The following is a 24,702-nucleotide window of genomic DNA, read 5'->3' on the forward strand; positions in this document are numbered from 1 at the left end:
ACACTTCTGGCCTAATAGCTAATGCCTAGTGTAAGGGTGTCTCATGGTTATTAATTCAATTTTGAAGGAATACTAGGTTATAGTTACTAGAAAATAGGTAAATTGTTGATTAGGGTGTAAAAAATGAACCCAAGCCTGGAACAGTCAAGTCTAGATACCACGACTATGATGACATCTTCCGAACCATTGGTCGAGGTGCCGAAAATCTTGGAAGAAGAGCGCATGCAAAAGGAGCGTATGCATGATGTCCTGCTGCTGCTGGAACATTTAGTAGAGAGGGAAGAAGCTACCGTGAAGCTCATCCTCGATTGCCTCTACGATGTTGGCTCAGTAAACCTGATCAACAAAAAGTTTCAATCTCGCTCCCTCAACTGGATGATGAAATCAATTGCCCGTATGTCCAAACCAGCCTTCAGAGTTGTTGCTCTGCGCTGGTTTAAGAAGAATTGCCCAGAACTGATTACTAAGTGGCTGGGGGAGCAAGTGCAAGGGAGCAGCGAGTCGGGAGTAGGGAGTAGGGAGTAGGGAGTAGGGAGTAGGGGGAATAAAATTGACCACTGTACCTCATAAGCTGGTTTTCATTTAAATTCTATTGTTCTGACAGCAGGGGAGAGGGTTTGACGGTTTTTTTTTCTAACTGAATAATAACCAATTTAAATGCGCAACAGCTTAAGTACGAGAAACCTTATAATTAAATTATCTAATCACGAGTAACATCATGTCCGGTTGAATAGTTACACGCTTGCGCCGAATCGAAGGCATTTGACAGAAGGCAGCTATGCTGAAGTAAAGCAGTAAGGTTTCATCGGAGATGGTTTTTTATCACTAATTATCCAGACATGATCTAACATCAGGGACACTTCGGAAATCGACACACAAGATCAGCACTTACCCAAAACTGGGCAATCAACGTGCTTATGTAGTATAGTGGTATAATAAAGCACTCTACAGATTGATTTTATGGGTAATATCATGTCGGGATAATTACCCTTAATAAAAATTTCCCCCATCTCCCCATCTCCCCATCTCCCCATCTCCCCATCTCCCCCCCCGCCCCAGCCCCTTAATTATGGGTATTCAACCAGACTAGATATAAGTCCTGAACAGCTTACCGCTGCATCAGCCTATCCTGTAGAGCATCATGTTTGGATAGCCTTGAGTTAGGAATTTTCACCAAACCAATAGTTTACAAATCTGGTCAAGCAGTTAAAGACTTTCTGCTTACAGAAGAATTTTGTCTTTCCATTGAGATCCGTGATTCAAAAGCTTTTTTAGCCCCCAGCGCCCCTAGCATACTCACAGTTTGTTCACAAAGTTTGATTAATCTTTCATCAGAGCTTAATCAAAGGAGCCGAATTTCTAAGTAAATACTCTGTTTCGGCCTAAACAACCAGCTGATGCCTAATGTCATGACTAAAAAGGGGAGGAGATCGAGAGAGTCAAGGTCGGCAAATGCCAGTTGTTAACAACTCCGATGCTACCAGATTTGCTCTAAAAACTCTGATTTAAAACTAAGGAGAACGTTGATGAACACACAATCAGAAACTGCCATTAAGCACAGTGATGTAATCAACCGGATAGTACTGAATCGCCAAAACACCGAAGAAATTGGTCGGGTAACTGAGCTGTGGCTCGACCCAATGGCTCATAAAGTTTTGGGTTTGGTTTGCAAGTCAGGACTGCTCGGTCGCAAAAAACGGTCATTTACTTGGGCAGAAATTGAGGCGATTGGCTCCGACAGCATTCTAGTTTACCTTGAGAAGGAAACCGCAGCCAAAAAACCCCCATCAGTGGAATCGATTGTGGGACATCAGTTGTGGACGGACGGAGGAAATCAGGCAGGTACTTTGGTGGACTATCGATTCGACCCCGACACCGGGAAAGTAGTTGAGTATATCTTTGGCTCCAAGGGTTGGCGTGGTGTCACTGATGGCACCTACCGACTTCCCCCTGTCGCGATCGCCAGTGTGGGGGGTAAACGAGTGATGGCCATAGAGGCGATGGTGCAAAACGCTGAGTACTATACTGGTGGCCTCAACCACAAAATTTCTCAGGCGGCTGAATCCTTGAAAGATGACTACGCCAAAACTAAGGAAGATATGGCGGCGCTGATGGAAGGGGCTCAGGGGTTAGCGACTCAAGTGCAAGAAAATGCTAAAACAGTAGCGGAGAATACCCAAAATAAGTTCTCTGAGGTTGCTGGTCAAGTGCAACAGACCACTAAACAGGTGACTGATAATGCTCAACAGAAGCTCTCTGATGTCACCACTCAAGTGCAAGAAACTACTAAAAAAGTAGCGGAGAATAGCCAAAATAAGTTTTCTGAGGTTGCTGGTCAAGTGCAACAGACCACTAAACAGGTGACTGATAATGCTCAACAGAAGCTCTCTGATGTTGCTGGTCAAGTGCAAGAAACTACTAAAAAAGTAGCGGAGAATAGCCAAAATAAGTTTTCTGAGGTTGCTGGTCAAGCACAACAGACCACTAAACAGTTAACTGGTAATGCTCAACAGAAGCTCTCTGAGGTTGCTGGTCAAGCACAACAGACCACTAAACAGTTAACTGGTAATGCTCAACAGAAACTCTCTGATGTTGCTGATCAAGTACAACCGACCAATAAAAAAGTAGCGGGCAATGGCCAAGAGAAGTTTTCTGAGATTGCTACTCAAGTGCAACAGACTGCTAAACAGCTGACTGGTAATGCTCAACAGAAGCTTTCTGATGTCACCACTCAAGTGCAAGAAACTACTAAAAAAGTAGCGGAGAATACCCAAGAGAAACTCTCTGAGGTCGCTGGTCAAGCACAACAGACCACTAAACAGTTAACTGGTAATGCTCAACAGAAACTCTCTGATGTTGCTGGTCAAGTACAACCGACCAATAAAAAAGTAGCGGGCAATGCCCAAGAGAAGTTTTCTGAGATTGCTACTCAAGTGCAACAGACCGCTAAACAGCTAACTGGTAATGCTCAAGATAAGCTTTCTGATGTCACCGCTCAAGTGCAAGAAACTACTAAAAAAGTAGCGGAGAATACCCAAGAGAAACTCTCTGAGGTCGCTGGTCAAGCACAACAGACCACTAAACAGCTTACTGACCAGGCTAAGGAAAAACTAGTTCAAGTAAAGACAAAGTTGCCGAGTGCTGACTCCGCTACTACTACAGAAGCTGCTCAGAAAGACAAGACACTCAAACCTAGTTCTGAGCCAGAATCTGCCAAAACAGCTCTTAAGCACTAACTGATCTATACAACTCAAGGAGAAAAATACCATGAGACTATTTGCAATACTGGTAACTAGACAATTTGCAATGGTGCTAAGTATTTTAGCGATCGCATCTTTGTTATCTCTAGCTACTGATGGTAATGAGAACTCTCAGTCTAAACCAACTCCGAGTTCACCAGAAGCAACTGTATCCCAAACACCAGCAGAAACCGCTGCATCCGAGAGAAAAGAAAAAGAGAGCTCTCTGCAGAACATCATCTCTGTGTTAATGATCGCTGATCAGTAATGTAAGCATTCAGCTATCAGCATTCAGCAATCAGCCCTCAGCGATCAGCCCTCAGCGATCAGCCAAAGGCCGTAGGCCAAGGGCTGAATGCGCTTACTTAGTAATCACTTAGAAGGTGGCAAGAAACGTTTCGTTACTGCTAGCAAGGGCTTTTGCTTGGGATAGAAAGACTAAAGTTTCAGCAAAGCACTTATCTCCAACAATGCTTCACCCCTACAACGTTTCTTGCCAAGCTCTGTTTACTCTAGCGTTTCTCATAGTAATGAGGTACACATAATTTTTTCCCTGTTGCCTATGCCCTCGTCCCTGTTGCCTATGCCCTCGTCCCTGTTCCCAGATCCGCTGTTCTCTGTTCCCTAAAATCACAAAATTGTGTACCTCACCCAATTGAAAACCGCTATTCTTACTAAGGAGTACTCAAACAATGATCACCACTGACAACAATAGCGATTGCGAATCTCTTGAGGAAAACAGTGTATGGTATGACCTCAGAGCAATAAGAGTTATTAATGGGCTGCAACAGGAGGTGGAGTTCCTAGAAGCCTCAGTGAAACGGCTCCAAATCTGGCTGGTTTTAAGTATTGTGATCTTAGGAGGTAGTATTGCTGCCATCAGTCCCCTTGGTGCTATGACTTACAAGCAGTTGCAGCAGCAATTCGCACCAGTAAATTCCTGGAAAACCACTCAACAAAACCGGTGATTTTTTGATTAATTATCGACCGTTAACACTAAACACTAAACACTATAGGGTTCCTAAATGAATTGTGATCATTTTTGATGCCCGACTCCCGACTCCCTACTCCCTACTCCCGACTCCCGACTCCCGACTCCCTACTCCCTACTCCCTACTCCCTATTCCCTGTTCTCTTTGCTATAAACACTCAACACTAAACAGTTTCAAATCAAGGCCATGTCTAACAACAATCATCTCACTGAAAAAAGCACGATCAGTAATTTTGCTATAGACAACAAACCTCTTCCCAACACAGCCCTTCCTGTTGTGACCTCAGTCAATCCTCTTGCTAATCTCCAACAGCAACATATCGAAGAAGTCGCCGAAGCATTGGTGGAATTTCAAATGACTGCCATGTCCGATAAGAAGAAACATGAGCAAGAAAGAAAGCAGCTACAGAAAAAAATGGGTCGCTTCACTGCTATTTGGATGATTTTCATCTTGATGGTAGCAGGAGCAGGAGCTTGGACAGGATATTTCTTTTATACCCAGCTCAAGGAGCTAACTACACAAATTAATTCAGTCAAAGAGGCTCAGGGAGAATTAGAACTGGCAAAACAAGTTCAACAGCTAGAAAGTCAGCTATCTCAACTCAAAAAGCAAGTGCCATCGAATCTGGCAACTGACTTAGAAGCTAACCAAAAAAAACTTTCAGCACTAGAAAAACAAGTCCAAGGAGTACAAGAAAGCGTTAAGCACCGCCAACAAGCCCTAATGGTTTTAGCCAACGCTTTTCAAGACTTGGCTACTTTTGATCAGTCTGAGCCTCCTGTTACTGCGACTTCAGGGGAAAATAGTCCAAAAGGTGGCGCTGTAAATCAATAATTGAGTAAGCTATCAGCTATCAGCTATCAGCTATCAGCTATCAGCTATCAGCTATCAGCTATCAGCTATCAGCTATCAGCTATCAGCTATCAGCTATTAGCTTATGCCTATAGGGCAGGCTACACCGAACAGCTTTTGAATAAAATAAGCTGACCGCTGACCGCTGACCACTGACCGCTGACCGGGGAGTGTCAAATAAGAACTTTGGGGATTTCATACCCTTTTGTTGCTGCTCAAAACCCTGCTTTCTGCCGTACCAAAGGCTCAAGAATTGTCAGCAAACTCAAGGGCATCAGCTCTTGACTAAGGGATTGAGCATAGGCAGGACTCAGATAAGCTTGGTACTCTGATTTACCAGCAATATAGGTTTGAAAAAATGCTAAACTCAATGCCTTCATATACTCCTGAGCAATAGTTGGGTCAGGACCAACCACTGCCTCAGGTAAGGGGACATCATCGGGTGATGGGGCGAGGGTGGAAAAGTGGGTTCCTCTCCTAAGCAATACTAGATACTTCTGTAGAGTTGTCAGCCAAGTAAAGGGTTGAATCTGTTCTGGTAAAGCTGGCGCTATGGTATCATCACTACCAGCGACTACCATCAGCGGCACTTCAATTTCGCTAAGTTGGGATTTTCCTAAGACTGTGCTAATAATTGGATTAATTGCGATCGCACCTTTAATCCGTTGATCGGATAACTGATAGTCCTGTGGTGGCAAGTCAAAGGCACGACACTGAAGTAGTAGGGATATATTCAAGGTATCCTCATTTAAGGGAGCGCAATCCTTTTGCAATTGCTCAAAATTGATCTCAGCTCCAGCAAGAGCTAAGGATGTGTAACCCCCAAAGGATTGACCCAATACTCCCACCTGTTGCAAATTTAACTGCCCTTTAAAGGAACTTTCTAGTTCATCCAGTAACAACTTAATATCCACAGGACGGTTAATAAATTCTGATGGTGGAGCTGCCTCTTTGGCAAGACCAGTTAACAAAGCCTGTATTTGATCTGCATTACTGCCTGGATGTTCCGGTACAGCCACAGCAAATCCATAGGATGCCAGGTGACGGGCTAAGTACTCAAATGTCTTCCGTTCTGAACCCAGTCCGTGGGAAATAACAATCACTGGTGCTAACCCTTCCCTTGGGGAATCTGGCAAATACAAGTCAACGGGAAACTCTCGCCGACGGTAATGGTCATCGAAGGTAATGGTTTGCTTGCCATAGCTTACTGAACCTGGTTGCCGTAAGTCTAGGGATAAATCGGATAAACCTCGCTCTGTCTGGGCTGCCGCTTCCTGATCCGATGCCTGTTCCACTGCTGCAATGGCCATCTGGGTTTGCTGAATCAGCTTGGATAAGTCATCAATAATTTCAAAACCCCGTTGTGAGTTAATCCGAATGCCGTAAGTCGGAAATTCCCGCAACACATTCAAAATCGTCAACCCTTCTGGCTTAAAAGCTGCTTTGATTAAAGCAGCTCGAATGGCATAGAAACCGGGTTGACGAGCTTTGGTTTGTATGACTTCACCTATCCGTTGTAGAATTATTTCCCCTTGAGGTGAGTAGAGGAATTGAGCGATCGCTACTGGTGTGACATCAATGGGAGTGATTAAGACCTGCCGCAGTTGTTTGAATTCTTCCGGCTTTACATACCCCGCATAGAAGGCTAAGGATGGCTCAACTTTGCCCACTGTCGCATAAACTTCTAGAGCTGCGATCGGTAGAGAAAACTCGATTGGACCATAGGAAATATAGATTTTCTCTGCTGCCTCAACTGGTGGAGAAATCATCACTGGGGTGAGCAACAATCCTAGATTCAGCAGCAGCCACCCTAGTCTAGTTTGTGGTTTACCTTTTGCTAATCTGAACATATAGGGTTTCCAAATGATTTGTAAAACTAGATTGTAATTTGTTCTAATACAAAAAACGCTGTATCCCTTACTCCTGTTAGTGCTCGGCAGTTTTTTTTTCCCTAAAGCATTTCATTATTTGTTCACATCTCAAATGTAAATACTATAGCGCTACTCCCGACTCCCTACTCCCTAGTGCCGACTCCCTACTCCCTAGTGCTCAATCGGGCAAGACATTTGTATTATTTAATAAGGATTTGTCAATTTTTGATGACATTTAGGGGTAGAGTAAATAGAGTAGAATTATGTTATTGCGAAATTTTGTGGTAGAGTGAATAACTCTAGCCAAGATTCAAGCTTGTTTTCCTAGAAAAGACTAACTAGTTTTTTAGTCTTTTTTGGGAGAATAGCTATGATAATTTAAGATAAATAGGATAGCGTCTTAAGATGGTGCATCTTAACAAAAACTGGGGAGCTATAAGGTGCTCATTCCAGGAAAAGAGTACACTTTGTTTTCTGGGCAATTGTGTGTAGCACTGTGGCTAGGGTAAACTAGTTTACTCATTGAATACAGAACATGAATACGTTAAAAGGACGCGATTTTCTAGGCTTAGCAGACCTCAGTGCTAGTCAAATTCAGGAACTATTGGATAAAGCCACTAAGTTAAAAAACGCTCAGTGGAATCCTAGGTGCAATAAGGTTTTGGGATTATTGTTTTATAAGGCTTCCACACGAACACGGGTCAGTTTTTCCGTAGCTATGTACCAACTAGGGGGTCAGGTGATTGACTTAAATCCCAATGTCACCCAAGTTGGTCGTGGAGAACCGGTAGTAGATACAGCCCGAGTGTTAGATCGGTACTTGGATATTCTAGCAATTCGTACCTTTGAGCAAAAACAGTTGGAAATCTTTGCCGAATATGCCAAGATTCCAATTATTAATGCTTTGACTGATTGGGAGCATCCCTGTCAGATTTTAGCCGATTTGTTAACTATTCAGGAATGCTTTGGAACACTGGCTGGTTTGACATTGACTTATGTTGGGGACGGTAATAATGTCGCTCATTCACTAATGTTGGGCTGCGCTCTAATGGGAATAAATGTCAGAGTCGCCACACCACCAGCTTATCAACCTGATAGTGCCATTTGTGAGCTTGCCCTGAAAACCGCAGGTAGCCGCACAGAAGTAATGATTACCGATGACCCAGTAGCTGCGGCCAAGGAATCTCAAGTAATTTATACTGATGTTTGGGCAAGTATGGGTCAGGAAGCCTCAGCTGAGGAGCGAATTCCAATTTTTAAGCCTTATCAAGTTAATCAACAGTTGTTAGACCATGCCGACCCATCAGCAATCGTACTCCACTGTTTACCCGCTCACCGGGGGGAAGAAATTACAGACCAGGTAATCGAAGGCTCGCGATCGCGTGTTTGGGACCAGGCCGAAAACCGTTTACATGCCCAAAAAGCCTTACTGGTCAGTCTTTTAGGGGTTGATTGAATCGTAAGGGAGTAGGGAGTAGGGAGTAGGGAGTAGGGAATAGGGAATAGGGAATAGGGAATAGGGAATAGGGAATAGGGAATAGGGAATAGGGAACAGGGAATAGGGAACAGGGAATAGGGAATAGGGAACAGGAACCCACCCCTAACCCCTCCCAGGAGGGGAAAAGAGGGAACAGGAAAAAAATCCTGTGTACCTCATAGCTATGAAAAACCCTATCACTCCCTCCTCTCCCCATCTCCCCATCTCCCCATCTTCCCATCTCCTCATCTCCCCATCTCCTCATCTCCCCACCCTCTCCCCATCTCCCCATCTCCCCATCTCCCCATCTCCCCATCTCCCCACACTTCCCACCCTTCAGCCTCGAACAATACTCTGGACAAATGACAATAGTTGATAGTACCAATGTTCTATAGAGCAATTACTAAGAACGACCATTTTTTGTCAAGAGTCTTATGGAAAACCTCACATCTGCTCAACAAGAACTCTACGATTGGCTGGTTAATTATATTCGGGTGTCACACCATGCCCCTTCGATCCGGCAAATGATGAGAGCAATGAATTTGCGCTCACCAGCACCGATTCAGAGTAGGCTGGAACATTTGCGTAGTAAGGGATATATTGATTGGACGGAAGGAAAAGCCCGGACGATTAGGCTGCTGCGGCATTCTAATTTGGGAGTTCCTGTATTAGGCGCGATCGCAGCCGGGGGTTTAGTGGAACCTTTCACCGACACAGTTGAGGAGTTGAATATATCTGGCTTCTTCCACCAACCAGGTAACTTTGCTCTGCGGGTTACTGGAGACAGCATGATCGAAGACTTAATTGCAGAAGGGGATGTGGTGATTATGCGACCAGTGCCTGATCCCGATGACATCAAGAATGGTCTAATTGTAGCGGCACGGGTGGATGGACATGGTACTACCTTGAAACGTTTCTATCGTAAGGGTAAGAAAGTTACTCTTAAACCCTCTAATGCTAAGTACCACCCCATAGAAGTGATGGCAAAACATGTCCAGGTTCAAGGAGTATTAGTTGGTGTCTGGCGGGGATATGAGCAGAATTTAACAGCTGCAGCGATACATTAGCCATACCATAACAATAAGGAGAGCGAAGCATCTTGGTAATTCTTAGCTATCGCTCTCCCATCAGTAATACTCAGGCGGATGTGATTTTCTTAAATTGGGTCATATCATAGTTGTATCCTAATCAAATTAGGCTGATTTGAGGGAATAGTGACAATAACCGATATTAGCTAAGGCTATATTCTACCCTTTCATGGCCTCTTTGCGCTTTAGTGTTGAACCAGCACCGATTGCACTTACTGCTAGTAGACCTAAAACCGAAGCCGGTTCAGGGACATCAATGGAATTTGCCAGGATGAACTCCTCCTGAGCCTGCGTTATTGATGGTCCATAAGCTTGATGGTATTTAAAAGAACCATTATCTCCAGCAGCAAGAAGTAATTCAAGACCAATATGTGTTCCCTGGTCTGCAAAAGCGCCATTACCATCAAATGGAGCATTAAAGAAATTGTTTAAACTCAAACCATCCAATATCTGAAAAGGATTACCAGAAGCAACAGTTACATCAGGGTCTACTGACCCCAAGACTACCGTAAGACCATCTGTTTCTGTGGCTTGACCGACTTTTCCCAATCCAGCATCGGTTGAGAGTGACAACACATCATTGAAAGTGCCGGTGCCGTTTCCTTGAGCAACACCCTGGTCTGGATCAAGCGTGTCAAAATAACGCAGCGCTACCTCTGAGCCATTGTTAATAAATTCAGTTGAGATGCTCAACACGTTCAAATCCGGAACCAGGGAATAGGTGCGGGTAAAATCGACATTAGCACCCCCTAGAGTGTATGTTCCTGTCACGGACACATAGTCACTGCTGCTATTAACACTTACTGCTTGTTCGGTGGTACCTGATGTGGTGTTTCTGACAAAAGTAGATGTGTTTGTCCCGTTCATAAAACCAAAGTTGGAGACAGGATTTCCTGGGTTAAAAAAATCACTAGGAAAGATTGACATCTTGTCAAATAAGACAGTATCAATAGCACCGTTGTCTTCTCGAATTGTGACTTCTAGGGAACCATTGCTAAGAGTAAAAGCTTGGGCTGAGGCAGTTCCTAGGGACAGCAACATCATGCTTGTAGCACCCAGTAAAAAGCCTGACTTCTTAACAATAGAACCGGCGATTGTCATAGCCATTGATGACTTGGTGATGAGAGGGGAATTAGCCATAATCTTACTACCGCCAAACTAAAGTATTTATTGAGTTATTTGTTTTGAAATATTTGATTACTTCTAACTTAAATAACAATGGCAAAAATGGCAGTAGTAAAAAGTAGGATGATTCAGGTATCAGTTTGATAAACAACTTGTAAAAAACTAATCGATGTTTATCAAGGGGTTGTCAAGGAATCGGTTAATTTATGAATTATCGATAAAAAAGTAGGCTGTTTTTATGAATTTTTATTAAAGTTGCGGATTATTAGCCTAAAACTTCACTATTCATTCGATTTTTTTTCTATAATCAAAGTATTCAAGGTATCTACGCATTCAGCCGTGAGCCATTCGCTCACCCTACGCGAACAGCGTTCAGCAAAAGGTTTACGCTACTTCAGGTGCTGACGTAACAGATATTAAACCAATCCTTACTAGTTTTATTCAAAGGTTGTTCGGGTAGCCTGCACGTAGTGCATTCGCTGATAGTTTACCAACGTATAGTTAATGTTTTTTTTTAGTTGACATACGTTTACTTTTTTTAGCAATTTAAACAAAAAAATAATGCATATTGACGAAGCGATCGAACTTTTGCAATCCTTGGTGTTTGCGAAAACTGACCAGCATTTGGATAAAGTCCAAATTGATGTATTGCAGGGAGTTTGGGAAAATTACACTTATGATCAGATTGCGGAAACTTACTGTTTTTCTAGTGCCCATGTCAAGACAGTTGGTGCCAAATTATGGCACTTGCTCTCTAAGGTATTGGGGACAAAGGTCAACAAAAAAAACGTTCAGGTCGTTCTCAAACGTATCGCAAAAGATTCGCAACCGGAGAGCAACCGTAGAATCTCAAGCTCCCCAATCCTGGAATTACCCGGAGGTCAAGTTCCTCTAGATTCCCCTTTTTATGTAGAGCGTGCCCCCATCGAAGCATGCTCATATGATGCTATTTTGCAACCCGGAGCCTTGATTCGGATTTATGCTCCCAGGCAAATGGGCAAAACCTCCCTGATGGCCAGGATTCTAGACCAGGCACGATGGCAGGGAAATACCACAGTCACTCTCAACTTTAAACTAGCTAATCGAGAGGTCTTCACTAGCCTGGATAAATTATTACAGTGGTTCTGTGCCAGCGTTGGGAAAAGTCTGGGGTTGTCGAATCAGTTGGCGGATTATTGGGATGAGGTTCTGGGCAGCAAATCTAACACCACCGACTACTTTGAAAACTATCTGTTGGCTGAAGCTGAAGTTGATAGTCCACTGGTACTGGGCTTAGATGAGGTGGATATGCTGTTTCAATACCCGGAAATCGCCTCAGAGTTTTTTAGTTTGCTGCGCACCTGGTATGAGAAAGCTAAGTATGGAGATAGTAGGAGCTATATTTGGCAAAACCTTAGGTTAGTGGTTGTCTATGCCACAGAAGATGATGCTTGGCTCAATCTCCATGAATCCTTTAATGTGGGGCTGCCCATTGCTTTACCTGAGTTTAATCAGGAACAAGTACAGGATTTGGCACGGTGTTATGGACTGAATTGGGATGCTGATCAAGTGGCACAGCTGATGTCTGTAGTCGGTGGCTATCCCTATCTGGTGCGCACAGCACTACACCAGATTTATTCTCAAGATCTCACTCTAGAGCAGTTTTTGCCTAAGTCTGCTACTCAAGAGACAGTTTATGGGGAACATATGGGTGGGCAATTCTTGAACCGTCAAGAGAATCGACAACTCTATACAGTCTTTGCCCAACAGACACGTTATATCAAGTCCGCTTGAATAGCCATCATAAAGGTGTGGGGAGATAGGGAGATAGGGAGATGGGGAGATGGGGAGATAGGAAGTGTGGGAAGTGTGGGGAGATGGGGAGATTAGGTATTAGGTATCATGGGTCAAGCTATAACTGTTTTGATAGCTATGAGGTCAACAGGATTTTTTCCCTGTTCCCTGTTCCCGATTCCCGATTCCCGATTCCCGATTCCCGATTCCCGATTCCTACGACTCTTCATCCTCATCTTCAATCGCTTCATCTAGCCGGTCATTGGCATCTTTAGCAAGCTTAACAAAAGCAATATTCGATGCTAATCCCAAGCCCGTAGTAACAGCTCCTTGAGATGACTGTTTGAAAATTAATAATCCTGCCCCTGCTAAACCCACAATTGCGCTTAGAATTGTAGCGCACGACAAGCAAGTTAAAGGGTAAGCATTCAGCTATCAGCCTAATGCCGTCAGTTTTTGAATAAAAGAGGTAAGCTTTGGCCAAGGCCTGTGGCCACGCTACGGGAATGGCCACCCTAGGCGAACGTTTAATCTAAGTTAGGTCACAGGGTCGAAGCCTGTGCCACAAACATTAAGCCTGTGCCACAAAGCTGACGGCTGATAGCTGACGGCTGAATGCTTACGTTAAAAGAAAGCTTGGCTTGACGAATGCGCTCGTTCAAGACTGAAGTTCCCCCGTTCAATAGCCTAGGAAGACCACAGAGCAAGGGATTGAGGTTTCGAGTATTTCAAATTTTGGGGGAACTTCAGTTCAATAAGCTGGTTTACCGGTCAAATTGTCTTGTTTTGTTTAGACATCATTGTTTAGTATGAAAAAATGCTTTTGGGTTGGGTAAATCCCATTCTACTTAAACTATAGGCTCTCAAAACTACCGGTCGGGATTTGTGGGTAAACTTTCACGTTATTTCACAGTTTTTCATATTGGTGAAGCTCGAAGAGTATCTCCGTGATAATTTTTTCACTGCTTCATAAAAATTCGTGAAACTATTGTCTCAATCTTGATCGACTAATAAATTAAAATCTCAACTTACAAGAGGGATAGTCAGGATACAAGGAGCGATCGCCAATGATTAGTAAAGAAGCCTTCGAGGAAAAATATAGGAACATGCCTCGGAAAAGGAGACGAGTGTTGGAGGCGATGGTGGGTGGCAAGACAGATGAAGCAATCAAAGACGAGGTGCTAGGTGTCTCTGATATATCTACGGTAAGAAAGCATCTCTCCCAAATCTATAAAGACTTTGAGATTCCAGCTAATCGTTCGTCTTCTCGTTGTGAATTGGTTAAACTCTTTAATATCTATAAGCCTGAGTTAGTGGCTGAACAAGTATTAATACATTACGGGTTGTCATCGTCTCGATCTGGAGCTGCTCAAAAGATTTACATTGAGCGCCCACCGATTGAAGCTCGTTGTTATCAGGAAATTGTCAGAGTTGGAGCGTTAATTTGCATTAAAGCACCGAAACTGATGGGCAAAACGTTACTGAGTCATCAGATTCTCGCTCATGGCGAAGAACTGGGTTATAAAAGGGTTTATTTAAACATGCATGAGCTACCTTTCAGTAAGTTAGATAAATTTTTACAGTCTTTTTGTGTGCGGGTTGGTGATAACTTGGGATTGTCGGAGCAGTTGGACAGTTATTGGAACGAGACTTTAGTCAGCAAGGTAAACTGCAAACGATACTTCGAGCAGTATTTGTTAGCGTCTTTAGAGAGTCCGGTAGTTTTGTGTTTGGATAAAGTAGAGCAAGTGTTTCCTCATCAAAAGGTTGCTGAAGGGTTTCTGACTTTGCTCCGAAGTTTCCATGAAGATGCTAATAGTAAAGAGATTTGGCAAAAACTACGGTTGATTGTGGTTTATGCCACGGAAGTTTACGTTACGTTACCTAACGACCAGTCGCCGTTTAATGTAGGATTACCTATAGATTTACTAGAGTTTGATGCTCAGCAGGTTAAGAGCTTTGCTCAGGCTTATGGTTTGAATTTGTCTGGGGATTCAGTAACGAAACTGATGGGTATGGTGGGGGGACATCCTTTTTTATTGTCCCAAGCGTTTGATCATCTCAAGAATCACCAAGCAGTAGACAACACACTGGATACCCTTTTGGCTAATGCCCCCACAGAAGCCGGAATTTATAGCAGTCATCTCCGTCAACTCTTAACTAGTATTCAAGAGTATCCCGAATTACTGGACGCTGTTAAATTATTAGTTAGTACAACCAATCCGGTGCGCCTGGATGCTACTATCACTCGCAAGTTGGAAAGTATGGGACTGCTGCAACGCCATGGCAATGATTGTAGTTTGATATCTAATTTGTATCGTCAGTATTTTAGCGATCGCATTTTAGGGAGCAGGGAGTAGGGAGTAGGGAGTAGGGAGTAGGGAGCAGGGAGCAGGGAGTAGGGAGTAGGGAGTAGGGAGCAGGGAGTAGGGGGAATATCATTATTATCAACAGAGCAAGAAGTACGATAACAATGAGCAAAAAACCTTTACAGCCTTTTTCATAACTATCAGGTACACAGGATTTTTTCACTATTGCTAGCATGCCTATTGTCTATTGCCTATTGCTAGCATGCCTATTGCCTGTTCCCTATTCCCTATTCCCTGCTCCCTACTCCCTGCTCCCTACTCCCTAAAACCCAAAAATTTGTACCTCACCGAATGGCAAACTGCTGTAATGACCAATCAACAATCAATAGTCTATAGAGTTGGGGGTAGTTTACCTCAAGATGAACCCACTTATGTGACGCGACAAGCTGATCACGAGCTTTATCAGGCATTGATGGCTGGGGAGTTTTGTTATGTGCTGAATTCCCGACAGATGGGTAAGTCTAGTTTGCGGGTACGAACGATAAAACGCTTAAAACAAGAGGGATTTGCTTGCGCTTCTATCGATCTTACAGTGATTGGGAAAGAACAAATCCCCGTGTCGATGTGGTATGAAAGTTTGATGACTTTACTGTTCGATGATTTGGAGCTATCAGGAAAATTTGATGATCAACGTTGGTTAGACGAGCGTGCTCAAATCTCCCCCGTCTTGTGCTTAAGTAAGTTTATTGAGCAGATAGTGTTAACCAGTATTCCGGGAAAGATTGTTATTTTTATTGATGAAATTGACAGTCTTATTAAAGTTAAGTTTAAAGATGATTTCTTTGCGTTAATTAGGGCTTGTTACAATAAAAGAGCCGAAAATCCAGCCTACACTCGTCTGACTTTTTGTTTGCTGGGGGTGGCAACTCCCGCAGATTTAATTCAGGATAAACAACGCACCCCGTTTAATATAGGTCGGGATATTCAGTTGACTGGGTTTACCTTTGAGGAGGCCAAACCGCCTTTGGTTCCGGGTTTGGTAGGCCAGGTGGATAATCCTGAACAGGTGTTAGGTGAGATAGTAAACTGGACGGGGGGACAACCGTTTCTGACTCAGCGCGTGTGTCGTTTGGTGGTCCAGACCTGGGAATCGGGAAATAGTCTTTCCGTGGAACAGGTGGTGCGTAGGCAGATTATTGACAATTGGGAAGCCCAGGATCAACCAGAGCATTTGAAGACTATACGCGATCGCATCCTCAGAAATGAGCAACGGGCTGGTAGCTTACTGAGTTTGTATCAGCAAGTATTGGATCACGGTTGTCTAGCTGCTGATGGGAGTGAGGAACAGACGGAATTAAGGCTCTCGGGGCTGGTGGTTCAGCGCCATGGCTGTTTGGAGGTTAACAACCGGATTTATGGTGAGGTTTTCGGACCTGATTGGGTCAAGACAGAATTGGCCAGACTGCGCCCGTACTCTGAGGCTTTTACGGCTTGGGTTGATTCTGGGGGTACAGATGACTCTCGATTGTTGCGCGGGAAAGCATTAGAGGAGGCTCGGGATTGGGCTAGGGGTAAAAGCTTGAGCGATTTGGATCGTGAGTTTTTAGATGCTAGCCAGGATTTACAAAACCGAGAATTGCGAAAGGCTTTGGCGGCTGTGAAAGAGGCTAGTGACATATTAGCCAAGGCCAAACAGGAAGCAGAAGCGTTGCTAACTGATGCAAGACAGCAACTTGCAGAAGCCAAATTAGGCACCCGACTAGAACGGCAAGGGCTTAGTATTCTAAGACAGTTACAGGATAATGTTTACTACGGCACCAGTATAGAAGAGGAAAAGCTTTTGTATGAGGCAGTAGAGACTGGGGACTCACTATTTAATATCGTTAAAGATGGTCGCCCCCTGGAGCAATATCCTGCTATCAGTCCTGTATATGCCCTCCAGCAGAGTATTAGTAAATTCCGAGAACGGGCTAAACTCAAAGGGCATCAGGACAGGGTAACGAGTTTAGCATTCAGCTGTTGTGGACAGAAGCTGGCCACTGCTTCAAAGGACGGCACTGCCAGAATTTGGGACAAAAAGGGCAATCAATTAGCCGTGCTCACAGGGCATCAGCGCTGGGTAACGAGTGTAGCATTCAGCCGTTGTGGACAGAAGCTGGCCACTGCTTCAAAGGACGGCACTGCCAGAATTTGGGACAAAAAGGGCAATCAATTAGCCGTGCTCACAGGGCATCAGGACAGGGTAACGCATGTAGAATTCAGCCCTTGCGGACAGAGGCTGGCCACTGCTTCATGGGACAACACTGCCAGAATTTGGGACAAAAAGGGAAATCAATTAGCCATGCTCACAGGGCATCAGCGCGTGGTAAGAAGTCTAAAATTCAGCCCTGATCGACAGAAGCTTGCCACTGCTTCATTCGACAACACTGCCAGAATTTGGGACTTACAGGGAAATCAATTAGCCGTGCTCACAGGGCATCAGGGCTGGGTCACAAGTGTAGCATTCAGCTGTTGTGGACAGAAGCTGGCCACTGCTTCAGAGGACGGCACTGCCAGAATTTGGGACTTACAGGGAAATGAATTAGCTGTGCTTACAGGGCATCAGGGTGCGGTAACGAGTGTAGCATTCAGCTGTTGTGGACAGAAGCTGGCCACTGCTTCAGAGGACGGCACTGCCAGAATTTGGGACTTACAGGGGAATCAATTAGCCATGCTCAAAGGACATCAGGGCTGGGTAACGAGTGTAGCATTCAGCCCCGATCGACAGAAGCTGGCCACTGCTTCAGAGGACGGCACTGCCAGAATTTGGGACTTACAGGGGAATCAATTAGCCATGCTCAAAGGACATCAGGGCTGGGTAACGAGTGTAGCATTCAGCCCCGATCGACAGAAGCTGGCCACTGCTTCAGAGGACGGCACTGCCAGAATTTGGGACTTACAGGGGAATCAATTAGCCCTGCTCAAAGGACATCAGGGCTGGGTAACGAGTGTAGTATTCAGCCCTTGCGGACAGAGGCTTGCCACTGCTTCATTCGATCGCACTGTCAGAATTTGGAAGGTCGAAAGTTTAGGTGAGCTCCTGCGTCGGGGCTGTGACTTGCTGGAAGATTACTTTGTTAGGAATCCTGAGGCTAAAGAGAAGTTATGGGTATGCCAGGAATAGGCAATAGGCAATAGGTAATAGGCAATAATTAGATCTTGCACTAGTACCAAACTACTTAATAATTTGAGAAATGCTATATATTCTCATCTTCCTCTTCTGCCTCTCTAATCGCTTCGTCTAGCCGGTCATTGGCATCTTTAGCTAGCTTAACAAAAGCAATATTCGATGCTAATCCCACACTGGTAGTAACTATTCCATCAGATAGCTGTTTGGAGATTAATAATCCTGCCCCTGCTAGACCTACAATCCCGCTTAGAATTGTAGCCCCGACCAGCAAGTTAAAGGAAAGCTTGGCTTGACGAATGCGCTCGTTCAAGAAGCGGGTTTCTGGGTCAAATTCTTTGTTTGCTTGAGACATAATTTATTCAGCCTTGAGTTCAGTAACGCTCTTATTTACAACTTAGGCTCAATAAATTACTAATAGTTAAGTTGTGATTCAAATTTCACCTTATTCACGGTTTTTACTATTGTTAAACTGGAATAATATATCGTGATTATTGTTTCACTGCTTTACAAAAAATCGTGAAACTGTGGATCGAGGTGGAAATCTCAGCGATCGCTTTCAATTATACAGCGTTTTTCATAACTATCAGGTACACAGGATTTTTTCCCTGTTCCCTGTTCCCTGTTCCCTGTTCCCTGTTCCCTGTTCCCTGTTCCCTAAAAGCCAGTAATCTATACCTCCCCGAATTAAAACCTATAGACTTACTCGTTATCAAAATTTATCCAATCTTTCCATTCTTCATTTTCTTGATAATAGTCTTTCATTGCTTCTGCTTGTTGGGCTAAAAGGCGACGACGTTCTTCTAGGGTAAGTTGTTGAAAATCTTGCCGTTCAATCGACTGATTTTGTGTAGTTTTAGGTACGATTAAAATAACTTCTATGGTTTGTCCTACCGGTAAATTGGGAAGGGAAATCTCAAGGCGGTTGCCTTGTTGAACAGTGGTGGTTAGATAGTGGGTTTGTTTCATTACAGCAGTTTTAAATTTGGTTAAGTATAAAGAGTAGTTGATGTAGGGTGGGCAGTAAGTATAATCCCGATGGTAAGCTTTGGATAAGGTATGATTACTGCCCACCATAGGATTCATTTTACTCTATTTTACAATTAATTTTCTGTTGGTGGGCAGTGCCCATTTAACTGACTACAATCTTAAAATTTTCTAGGAAGCACTGCCCACCCTACGATTTATTTTAATCTATTTTACAATTAATTTTCTGTTGGTGGGCAGTGCCGATTTAACTGACTACAAGCAAGCTTAAAATTTTCTAGGAAGCACTGCCCACCCTACGATTTATTTCACTCTCCACACTCTCCATATTTCGTAAGAAAAAAAAATCTCTAAATACCTTGACATTAGATTAATTTATAAATATATTTATAATATAAACCATTTACACGAGTCACGATTCATGACCAACAACATTCCGCCTAACTCCGATGACAAGAACACCCCAGAAAACCCTGGTCGCAAACCTAAGAAAGTCAAGCACTTGTTAATTGGTTCTCCTGAAAAAGTTTGGAAGACAATTATTGCCCTTTATGGCCTTAAATACGCCTATCCCAACGAGTGGAGCACTCCCGAGCCTACGGGGAATCCTGGTGAGATTATGACCAGCTTGATTCGCTATTTCTACGTAGACTAGGATAGTAATTTGCCAGGGTTTGACCCCCTGGCGACCATCAGTGAAACTTGTTTTGTGGAGGTTAGTTTACTGAGTTAGGATGTTGTTGTTTTGGATCAGTGGCTGAGGTAAGTGGTAAGTGGTAAGTGGTAAGTGGTCAGCGGTCAGCTTTGTGGCACAGGCTTCTAGCCTGTGACCTAACCCATAAGCTGATAACTGATAACTGATGGCTGATAGCTGATCAGCTCAGCTGTACTTGTAATGGCTTATATAATAGAATTCGGTCAAGAATTGGTTAACCAAAACTTGACCGATTTTTTTTATTGGTAAGCAGTTAGCCGTCAGCAGTCAGCCGTCAGCGGTCAGCCCTTGGCCTTTGACTGAAAGCACCTCAAGTAGCGCATAAGCTGAAAGCTGATAACTGATAACTGATCGCTGATAGCACCTCAAGAAGCGTGCGCGTAGCGCATTAGCTGATAGCTTACAAAAAAACTTCACGTTAGTTCACGGCTCTTCACCTCTTCACATTAGTGAAGGTCAAAAATATCTTTGTGATTATTTTTTCACTACTAAAAAAAAAACTTGTGAAATTATTGTCTCAATCTTGATGAAATCATCAACAATACTTTAAAATAACTATAGGACTACCTAGGGCACAAGCAGCGATCGCCTATGATTAGTAAAGAAGCCTTTGAAGACAAATATAGAAACATGCCTTGGAAAAGGCGACAAGTGTTGGAGGCGGTGGTGGGCGGCAAGACAGATCAAGAAATCAGAGACAAGGTGCTAAAAGTCTATGATAAATCTAGTGTAAGACAGCATATTTCTAAAATCTACCGAGACTTTGATATTGAAGCTAATGGTCATGATTGTCGTTGGGAAATAGTTGAAATCGTTAATACCTATAAGCCTGAGTTAGTGGCTGAACAAGCATTAAAAAATTACGGGTTGTCATCCCCTAGACCTAGAGCTGATCAAGAGATATATATTGAGCGCCCACCCATTGAAGCTCGTTGTTATCAGGAAATTGTTAAACCAGCAGCGTTAATTCGGATTAAAGCCCCGAAACTGATGGGCAAAACCTTACTGATTCATAAGATTATCGCCCATGGGAAAAAACAGGGTTATGGAAAGGTTTATTTAAATATGAATCATCTCCATTTTACTAATTTAGATATATTTTTAAAGTCGTTTTGTTTGCAAGTTGGTAGAAAACTGAAATTGTCTAATCAGTTACAGACCTATTGGGATGATAGTTTTTTTACCAGTGTAGAAAACTGCACCACCTACTTTGAAGAGTATTTGTTAGACTCTTTAAAAAGTCCGTTACTCTTGTGCTTGGATAACCTTGATCGAGTGTTTCACCATCAAGAGATTGCTGAAGGGTTTCTGACTTTGCTCCGTAGTTGGCATGAGACAGGCCAGTTTGACGAGAGTTTAAAAAAACTGCGGTTGGTGGTGGGTCATGCCACGGAATTTTACATTACTTTAGATATCAATCAGTCACCGTTTAATGTCGGATTACCTATAGATTTACTAGAGTTTGATGCTCAGCAGGTAAAACGCTTTGCCGAGAGTTATGGGTTGACGTTATCTGTGGATTCAGTAACGAAACTGATGACAATGGTGGGGGGACATCCTTATTTATTGTCCCAAGCTTTTGATTATCTGAAGAATCACCAAGCAGCAGATAAAACCCTGGATAAATTACTGGATGACTTTTTGGATTCAGCTCCCACAGAAGCAGGAATTTATCGCATTCATCTGCTCTCACTCTTAACTAGTATTGAAGAGCATCCCCAATTGCTGGAAGCGGTTAAACTATTAGTTAGTACAACCAACCCAGTGCGCCTAGATACTAATATCACTCGCAATTTGGAAAGTATTGAACTAGTGCAACGCCATGGTAATGATTGTAGTTTGAGATGTAATTTGTATCGTCAGTATTTTAGCGATCGCATTTTAGGGAGTAGGGAGTAGGGAGTAGGGAGTAGGGAGTAGGGAGTAGGGAGTAGGGAGTAGGGAGTAGGGAGTAGGGAGTAGGGAGTAGGGAGTAGGGAGTAGGGGTAATATCATTATTATCAACATAGCAATAAGTACGATAACAATGAGCAAAACTATCTTTAACTATACCTAATTATTGAAAACTACTTGTTCTCTATCCTATCTCGCCAGACTTCCCAGACTTCCCAGACTTCCCACACTTGGTACACTCTTCTCACTGCTCCCTACTCCCTACTCCCTGCTCCCTAAAACCCAGAAATTTGTACCTTACCGAATTGCAAACCGCTGTAATGACCAATCAACAATCAACAGTCTACAAAGTTGGGGGTAGTTTACCTCACGATCAACCCACTTATGTGACCCGACAAGCAGATCACGAGCTTTTTCAGGCATTGATGGCTGGGGAGTTTTGTTATGTGCTGAATTCCCGACAGATGGGTAAGTCCAGTTTGCGGGTACGAACCATGGAAAAGCTAACAAAGGCGGGAGTAGCTTGTGCCTCTATTGATGTTACAACGATTGGCAATCAATTAACGTCCCAGCAGTGGTATGGCAGTTTGATTAGAAGTCTTGCCAAGAGTTTGAAATTGAAGGAAAAAATCAAGGTAATCCCTTGGTTAAAAGAGCGTGATGTATTCTCGCCAGTGCAGTGGTTAGATGAGTTTATTGAGTCGGTTATCCTAAAAGAAATCAGTGAACCAATTGTTATTTTTCTGGATGAAATTGATAGTATTATTCAAGTTAAGTTTAAAGATGATTTCTTTGCCTTAATTAGGGCCTGTTACAATCAAAGAGCCGAAAATCCAGCCTACAATCGTCTAACCTTTTGTTTGCTGGGGGTGGCAACGCCATCAGAGTTAATTCAGGATAAACAGTGCACCCCGTTTAATATTGGTCGGGGTATTCAGTTGACTGGGTTTACCGTTGAGGAGGCCAAACCGCCTTTGCTTCCCGGTTTGGTAGGTAAGGTAGATAATCCTGAACAGATTTTAGGTGAGATAGTAAACTGGACGGGGGGACAACCGTTTCTGACCCAGCGGGTGTGTCGTTTGGTGGTGGAGACTTCGGAATCGGGAAATAGTCTTTCCGTAGCACAGATAGTGCGTACCCAGATCATAGAAAATTGGGAAACCCAGGATGAACCGGAGCATTTGAAGACTATACGCGATCGCATCCTCACAAATGAGCAACGGGCTGGTAGTAGGCTGTTGGGTTTGTATCAGCAAGTGTTGGATCACGGTAGTCTAGCTGCTGATGGGACTGAGGAACAGACGGAATTAAGGCTATCGGGGTTGGTGGTTGAGCGTCATGGCTGTTTGGAGGTTAACAACCGGATTTATGGGGAGGTTTTCGGACCTGATTGGGTCAAGAAAGAATTGGCCAGACTACGTCCCTACTCTGAGGCGTTTACCGCTTGGGTTGATTCTGGGTGTAAGGATGAATCTCGACTGTTGCGGGGGCAAGCATTAGAGCAGGCGGAACAATGGTCTAGGGGAAAAGCCTTAAGCGATTTGGATTCCCAGTTCTTAAGAGCTAGTCAGGTTTTAGACAAGGGAGAAGTGCAAAAGGCTTTGGCGGCTGAGAAAGAGGCTAGTAAAACATTAGCCAAGGCTCAAGGGAAAGCCAAGGGAACCATACGCAGAGGGGGAATTGTACTGGGTTTGTTTTTAATTGTTGCTATAGTGACTGGTATCAAGGCTAGACAAGAAATACAGCAAGCCAAATTAGCCACGCGACTAGAACAAAAAGGGCGTCGTATTTTAGGACAGTTACCGGATAATGTTTACGACGGCACCAGTACAAGAGAGGAAACGCTTTTGTATGAGGCAATGGAGACTGGGCAAGACCTATTTAATATCGTTAAAGATGGTCGCCCCCTCGATAAATATCCTGCTACTAGTCCTCTAAATGCCCTCCAGCAGAGTATTAGTAAATTCCGAGAACGGGCTGTTGTGCTCAGAGGGCATCAGGACAGGGTATCAAGTTTAGCCTTCAGCCCGGATGGAAAGAGGCTGGCCACTGCTTCAGATGACAACACGGCCAGAATTTGGGACAACCAGGGCAATCAAATCGCCGTGCTCACAGGGCATCAGGACAGGGTATCAAGTTTAGCCTTCAGCCCGGATGGACAGAGGCTGGCCACTGCTTCAGATGACAACACGGCCAGAATTTGGGACAACCAGGGCAATCAAATCGGCGTGGTCACCTGGCATCAGGACCCGGTAGATCGTGTAGCATTCAGCCCGGATGGAGAGAGGCTGGCCACTGCTTCTTCATCGGAGAAAACTGCCAGAATTTGGGACAACCAGGGCAATCAATTAGCCGTGCTCACAGGGCATCAGGACTCGGTATTAAGTGTAACCTTCAGCTGGGATGGAAAGAGGCTGGCCACGGCTTCATCCGACAACACCGCCATAATTTGGGACACAAAGGGCAATCAATTAGCCGTGCTCAGAGGGCATCAGGACAGGGTAGATAGTGTAGCCTTCAGCTGGGATGGAGAGAGGCTGGCCACTGCTTCTTCATCGGAGAAAACTGCCAGAATTTGGGACAACCAGGGCAATCAATTAGCCCTGCTCACAGGGCATCAGGACAGGGTATCAAGTGTAACCTTCAGCCGGGATGGAAAGTGGCTGGCCACGGCTTCAGAGGACAAAACTGTCAGAATTTGGGACACAAAGGGCAATGAAAGAGCCGTGCTCAAAGGGCATCAGGACAGGGTAGATAGTGTAGCCTTCAGCCCGGATGGAAAGAGGCTGGCCACTGCTTCAGAGGACAAAACTGTCAGAATTTGGGACACAAAGGGCAATCAAATCGCCGTGCTCACAGGGCATCAGGACTGGGTATCAAGTTTAGCCTTCAGCCTGGATGGACAAAAGCTGGCCACTGCTTCAGATGACCGCACTGTCAGAATTTGGAAGGTTGAAAGTTTAGGTGAGCTGCTGCGTCGGGGCTGTGACTTGCTGGAAGATTATTTTGTTAGGCATCCTGACGCTAAAGAGAAGTTATGGGTATGCCAAAGGGAAAAGGGAACAGGGAATAGGGAATAGGGAATAGGGAATAGGTTTGTTCACGAGGCTCAGAGGCTCAACAACAGTATTCAAATACTCACCGTCGAAGTCTAGATACTCGTCCACAAGGTCCAGAGACTCAAGGTTTATATTCAAATACTCGACGGTGAGGTT

The 24,702-nt window shown here is 44.0% G+C and carries 24 protein-coding genes; 15 read left to right on the forward strand and 9 right to left on the reverse strand.

Translation table 11 applies throughout. The annotated features are described in order from the left end of the window. The first annotated feature begins 123 nt into the window (after positions 1-123). Positions 124-525: a hypothetical protein gene (locus tag F6J90_RS08685; RefSeq protein ID WP_293092122.1), complete on the forward strand. Its 402-nt coding sequence runs from the start codon at positions 124-126 to the stop codon at positions 523-525. A 356-nt stretch (positions 526-881) separates the two neighbouring features. Here F6J90_RS08685 and F6J90_RS08690 read toward each other — a convergent pair whose 3' ends face one another. After that, entirely contained in the window at positions 882-1,034 is a 153-nt protein-coding gene (locus F6J90_RS08690) for a hypothetical protein (protein ID WP_293092124.1), read from the reverse strand. Between the two features lie 492 nt (positions 1,035-1,526). Here F6J90_RS08690 and F6J90_RS08695 point away from each other — a divergent pair, with 492 nt between their 5' ends. The 4 genes from F6J90_RS08695 (at position 1,527) to F6J90_RS08710 (ending at position 5,065) form a co-directional block, all read left to right on the forward strand. Further along, positions 1,527-3,236 (forward strand): PRC-barrel domain-containing protein, encoded by a 1,710-nt coding sequence (locus F6J90_RS08695; RefSeq protein ID WP_293092126.1) that lies wholly within the window; start codon positions 1,527-1,529, stop codon positions 3,234-3,236. Between the two features lie 31 nt (positions 3,237-3,267). Next, on the forward strand, positions 3,268-3,507 hold the full coding sequence (locus tag F6J90_RS08700; RefSeq protein ID WP_293092128.1) for a hypothetical protein: 240 nt from the start codon (positions 3,268-3,270) through the stop codon (positions 3,505-3,507). Between the two features lie 424 nt (positions 3,508-3,931). Beyond that, complete coding sequence (locus F6J90_RS08705; RefSeq protein WP_293092130.1) at positions 3,932-4,207, forward strand: hypothetical protein; 276 nt, start codon at positions 3,932-3,934, stop codon at positions 4,205-4,207. 210 nt (positions 4,208-4,417) lie between these two features. Further along, positions 4,418-5,065, forward strand: coding sequence for a hypothetical protein (locus tag F6J90_RS08710; protein ID WP_293092132.1), 648 nt, complete (start codon positions 4,418-4,420; stop codon positions 5,063-5,065). Positions 5,066-5,298: 233 nt separating this feature from the next. Here the strand turns inward: F6J90_RS08710 and F6J90_RS08715 are convergent, their stop codons facing one another. Further along, the gene (locus tag F6J90_RS08715) at positions 5,299-6,933 is read right to left on the reverse strand and encodes an alpha/beta hydrolase (RefSeq protein ID WP_293092134.1); all 1,635 of its coding nucleotides are present in this window, start codon (positions 6,931-6,933) and stop codon (positions 5,299-5,301) included. A gap of 556 nt (positions 6,934-7,489) precedes the next feature. On the opposite strand from F6J90_RS08715, the gene argF reads away from it, so the two are divergent. Next, positions 7,490-8,410, forward strand: a complete 921-nt coding sequence (gene argF, locus F6J90_RS08720) for an ornithine carbamoyltransferase (protein ID WP_293092136.1) — start codon at positions 7,490-7,492, stop codon at positions 8,408-8,410. On the opposite strand, the gene F6J90_RS08725 is transcribed toward argF, so the two are convergent. Next, a complete protein-coding gene (locus tag F6J90_RS08725) occupies positions 8,388-8,723 on the reverse strand; it encodes a hypothetical protein (protein ID WP_293094777.1) in 336 nt (111 codons plus the stop codon). The two genes, argF and F6J90_RS08725, sit on opposite strands and share 23 nt — an antisense overlap. Positions 8,724-8,865: 142 nt before the next feature. Between F6J90_RS08725 and lexA the strand changes: the two genes are divergently transcribed. Continuing rightward, entirely contained in the window at positions 8,866-9,498 is a 633-nt protein-coding gene (gene lexA / locus F6J90_RS08730; RefSeq protein ID WP_293092138.1) for a transcriptional repressor LexA, read from the forward strand. A 180-nt stretch (positions 9,499-9,678) separates the two neighbouring features. Here lexA and F6J90_RS08735 read toward each other — a convergent pair whose 3' ends face one another. Then, entirely contained in the window at positions 9,679-10,659 is a 981-nt protein-coding gene (locus tag F6J90_RS08735; RefSeq protein ID WP_293092140.1) for a PEP-CTERM sorting domain-containing protein, read from the reverse strand. Between the two features lie 546 nt (positions 10,660-11,205). Between F6J90_RS08735 and F6J90_RS08740 the strand changes: the two genes are divergently transcribed. Together F6J90_RS08740 and F6J90_RS08745 are read left to right on the forward strand one after the other, a co-directional pair. Next, positions 11,206-12,417, forward strand: coding sequence for an AAA-like domain-containing protein (locus F6J90_RS08740; protein ID WP_293092142.1), 1,212 nt, complete (start codon positions 11,206-11,208; stop codon positions 12,415-12,417). Positions 12,418-12,458: 41 nt separating this feature from the next. Continuing rightward, a complete protein-coding gene (locus F6J90_RS08745; protein ID WP_293092144.1) occupies positions 12,459-12,692 on the forward strand; it encodes a hypothetical protein in 234 nt (77 codons plus the stop codon). Here F6J90_RS08745 and F6J90_RS43500 read toward each other — a convergent pair. Further along, positions 12,634-12,795, reverse strand: a complete 162-nt coding sequence (locus F6J90_RS43500) for a hypothetical protein (RefSeq protein ID WP_366513727.1) — start codon at positions 12,793-12,795, stop codon at positions 12,634-12,636. The genes F6J90_RS08745 and F6J90_RS43500 overlap by 59 nt on opposite strands. A gap of 689 nt (positions 12,796-13,484) precedes the next feature. On the opposite strand from F6J90_RS43500, the gene F6J90_RS08750 reads away from it, so the two are divergent. Next, on the forward strand, positions 13,485-14,777 hold the full coding sequence (locus tag F6J90_RS08750) for an AAA-like domain-containing protein (protein ID WP_293092146.1): 1,293 nt from the start codon (positions 13,485-13,487) through the stop codon (positions 14,775-14,777). Here the strand turns inward: F6J90_RS08750 and F6J90_RS08755 are convergent. Next, complete coding sequence (locus tag F6J90_RS08755) at positions 14,746-14,961, reverse strand: hypothetical protein (RefSeq protein WP_293092148.1); 216 nt, start codon at positions 14,959-14,961, stop codon at positions 14,746-14,748. The two genes, F6J90_RS08750 and F6J90_RS08755, sit on opposite strands and share 32 nt — an antisense overlap. Before the next feature lie 132 nt (positions 14,962-15,093). Between F6J90_RS08755 and F6J90_RS08760 the strand changes: the two genes are divergently transcribed. Continuing rightward, a complete protein-coding gene (locus tag F6J90_RS08760) occupies positions 15,094-17,889 on the forward strand; it encodes an AAA-like domain-containing protein (protein WP_293094779.1) in 2,796 nt (931 codons plus the stop codon). A gap of 73 nt (positions 17,890-17,962) precedes the next feature. Here F6J90_RS08760 and F6J90_RS08765 read toward each other — a convergent pair whose 3' ends face one another. Next, positions 17,963-18,247 (reverse strand): hypothetical protein, encoded by a 285-nt coding sequence (locus F6J90_RS08765; RefSeq protein ID WP_293092150.1) that lies wholly within the window; start codon positions 18,245-18,247, stop codon positions 17,963-17,965. Between the two features lie 172 nt (positions 18,248-18,419). Between F6J90_RS08765 and F6J90_RS08770 the strand changes: the two genes are divergently transcribed. After that, positions 18,420-18,563 (forward strand): hypothetical protein, encoded by a 144-nt coding sequence (locus F6J90_RS08770; RefSeq protein WP_293092152.1) that lies wholly within the window; start codon positions 18,420-18,422, stop codon positions 18,561-18,563. A 31-nt stretch (positions 18,564-18,594) separates the two neighbouring features. Here the strand turns inward: F6J90_RS08770 and F6J90_RS08775 are convergent, their stop codons facing one another. Continuing rightward, a complete protein-coding gene (locus F6J90_RS08775; RefSeq protein WP_293092154.1) occupies positions 18,595-18,978 on the reverse strand; it encodes a hypothetical protein in 384 nt (127 codons plus the stop codon). 322 nt (positions 18,979-19,300) lie between these two features. Here F6J90_RS08775 and F6J90_RS08780 point away from each other — a divergent pair, with 322 nt between their 5' ends. Both F6J90_RS08780 and F6J90_RS08785 read left to right on the forward strand, forming a co-directional pair. Next, complete coding sequence (locus F6J90_RS08780) at positions 19,301-19,534, forward strand: hypothetical protein (RefSeq protein WP_293092156.1); 234 nt, start codon at positions 19,301-19,303, stop codon at positions 19,532-19,534. 651 nt (positions 19,535-20,185) lie between these two features. Further along, positions 20,186-21,493: an AAA-like domain-containing protein gene (locus tag F6J90_RS08785; RefSeq protein WP_293092158.1), complete on the forward strand. Its 1,308-nt coding sequence runs from the start codon at positions 20,186-20,188 to the stop codon at positions 21,491-21,493. Here the strand turns inward: F6J90_RS08785 and F6J90_RS08790 are convergent. Further along, complete coding sequence (locus F6J90_RS08790) at positions 21,476-21,628, reverse strand: hypothetical protein (RefSeq protein ID WP_293092160.1); 153 nt, start codon at positions 21,626-21,628, stop codon at positions 21,476-21,478. The two genes, F6J90_RS08785 and F6J90_RS08790, sit on opposite strands and share 18 nt — an antisense overlap. Before the next feature lie 89 nt (positions 21,629-21,717). On the opposite strand from F6J90_RS08790, the gene F6J90_RS08795 reads away from it, so the two are divergent. After that, positions 21,718-24,567, forward strand: a complete 2,850-nt coding sequence (locus F6J90_RS08795; protein WP_293092162.1) for an AAA-like domain-containing protein — start codon at positions 21,718-21,720, stop codon at positions 24,565-24,567. Positions 24,568-24,702: the final 135 nt, after the last annotated feature.

It is taken from the genome of Moorena sp. SIOASIH (assembly GCF_010671925.1).
Lineage (GTDB): Bacteria > Cyanobacteriota > Cyanobacteriia > Cyanobacteriales > Coleofasciculaceae > Moorena.

Excerpts from the sequence above, each read along its gene's own strand:
- F6J90_RS08735 (WP_293092140.1), bottom strand. The coding sequence starts at position 10,659 with ATGGCTAATTCCCCTCTCATCACCAAGTCATCAATGGCTATGACAATC.
- F6J90_RS08755 (WP_293092148.1), bottom strand. The coding sequence starts at position 14,961 with ATGCTAGCAATAGTGAAAAAATCCTGTGTACCTGATAGTTATGAAAAA.
- F6J90_RS08690 (WP_293092124.1), bottom strand. The coding sequence starts at position 1,034 with ATGGGGAGATGGGGAGATGGGGAGATGGGGGAAATTTTTATTAAGGGT.
- F6J90_RS08780 (WP_293092156.1), top strand. The coding sequence starts at position 19,301 with ATGACCAACAACATTCCGCCTAACTCCGATGACAAGAACACCCCAGAA.
- F6J90_RS08685 (WP_293092122.1), top strand. The coding sequence starts at position 124 with ATGAACCCAAGCCTGGAACAGTCAAGTCTAGATACCACGACTATGATG.
- F6J90_RS08765 (WP_293092150.1), bottom strand. The coding sequence starts at position 18,247 with ATGTCTCAAGCAAACAAAGAATTTGACCCAGAAACCCGCTTCTTGAAC.
- F6J90_RS08740 (WP_293092142.1), top strand. The coding sequence starts at position 11,206 with ATGCATATTGACGAAGCGATCGAACTTTTGCAATCCTTGGTGTTTGCG.
- F6J90_RS08785 (WP_293092158.1), top strand. The coding sequence starts at position 20,186 with ATGATTAGTAAAGAAGCCTTTGAAGACAAATATAGAAACATGCCTTGG.
- lexA (WP_293092138.1), top strand. The coding sequence starts at position 8,866 with ATGGAAAACCTCACATCTGCTCAACAAGAACTCTACGATTGGCTGGTT.
- F6J90_RS08715 (WP_293092134.1), bottom strand. The coding sequence starts at position 6,933 with ATGTTCAGATTAGCAAAAGGTAAACCACAAACTAGACTAGGGTGGCTG.
- F6J90_RS08710 (WP_293092132.1), top strand. The coding sequence starts at position 4,418 with ATGTCTAACAACAATCATCTCACTGAAAAAAGCACGATCAGTAATTTT.
- F6J90_RS08750 (WP_293092146.1), top strand. The coding sequence starts at position 13,485 with ATGATTAGTAAAGAAGCCTTCGAGGAAAAATATAGGAACATGCCTCGG.
- F6J90_RS08725 (WP_293094777.1), bottom strand. The coding sequence starts at position 8,723 with ATGGGGAGATGGGGAGAGGGTGGGGAGATGAGGAGATGGGGAGATGAG.
- F6J90_RS08760 (WP_293094779.1), top strand. The coding sequence starts at position 15,094 with ATGACCAATCAACAATCAATAGTCTATAGAGTTGGGGGTAGTTTACCT.
- F6J90_RS08745 (WP_293092144.1), top strand. The coding sequence starts at position 12,459 with ATGGGGAGATGGGGAGATAGGAAGTGTGGGAAGTGTGGGGAGATGGGG.
- F6J90_RS08695 (WP_293092126.1), top strand. The coding sequence starts at position 1,527 with ATGAACACACAATCAGAAACTGCCATTAAGCACAGTGATGTAATCAAC.
- argF (WP_293092136.1), top strand. The coding sequence starts at position 7,490 with ATGAATACGTTAAAAGGACGCGATTTTCTAGGCTTAGCAGACCTCAGT.
- F6J90_RS08700 (WP_293092128.1), top strand. The coding sequence starts at position 3,268 with ATGAGACTATTTGCAATACTGGTAACTAGACAATTTGCAATGGTGCTA.
- F6J90_RS08705 (WP_293092130.1), top strand. The coding sequence starts at position 3,932 with ATGATCACCACTGACAACAATAGCGATTGCGAATCTCTTGAGGAAAAC.
- F6J90_RS08775 (WP_293092154.1), bottom strand. The coding sequence starts at position 18,978 with ATGAATCCTATGGTGGGCAGTAATCATACCTTATCCAAAGCTTACCAT.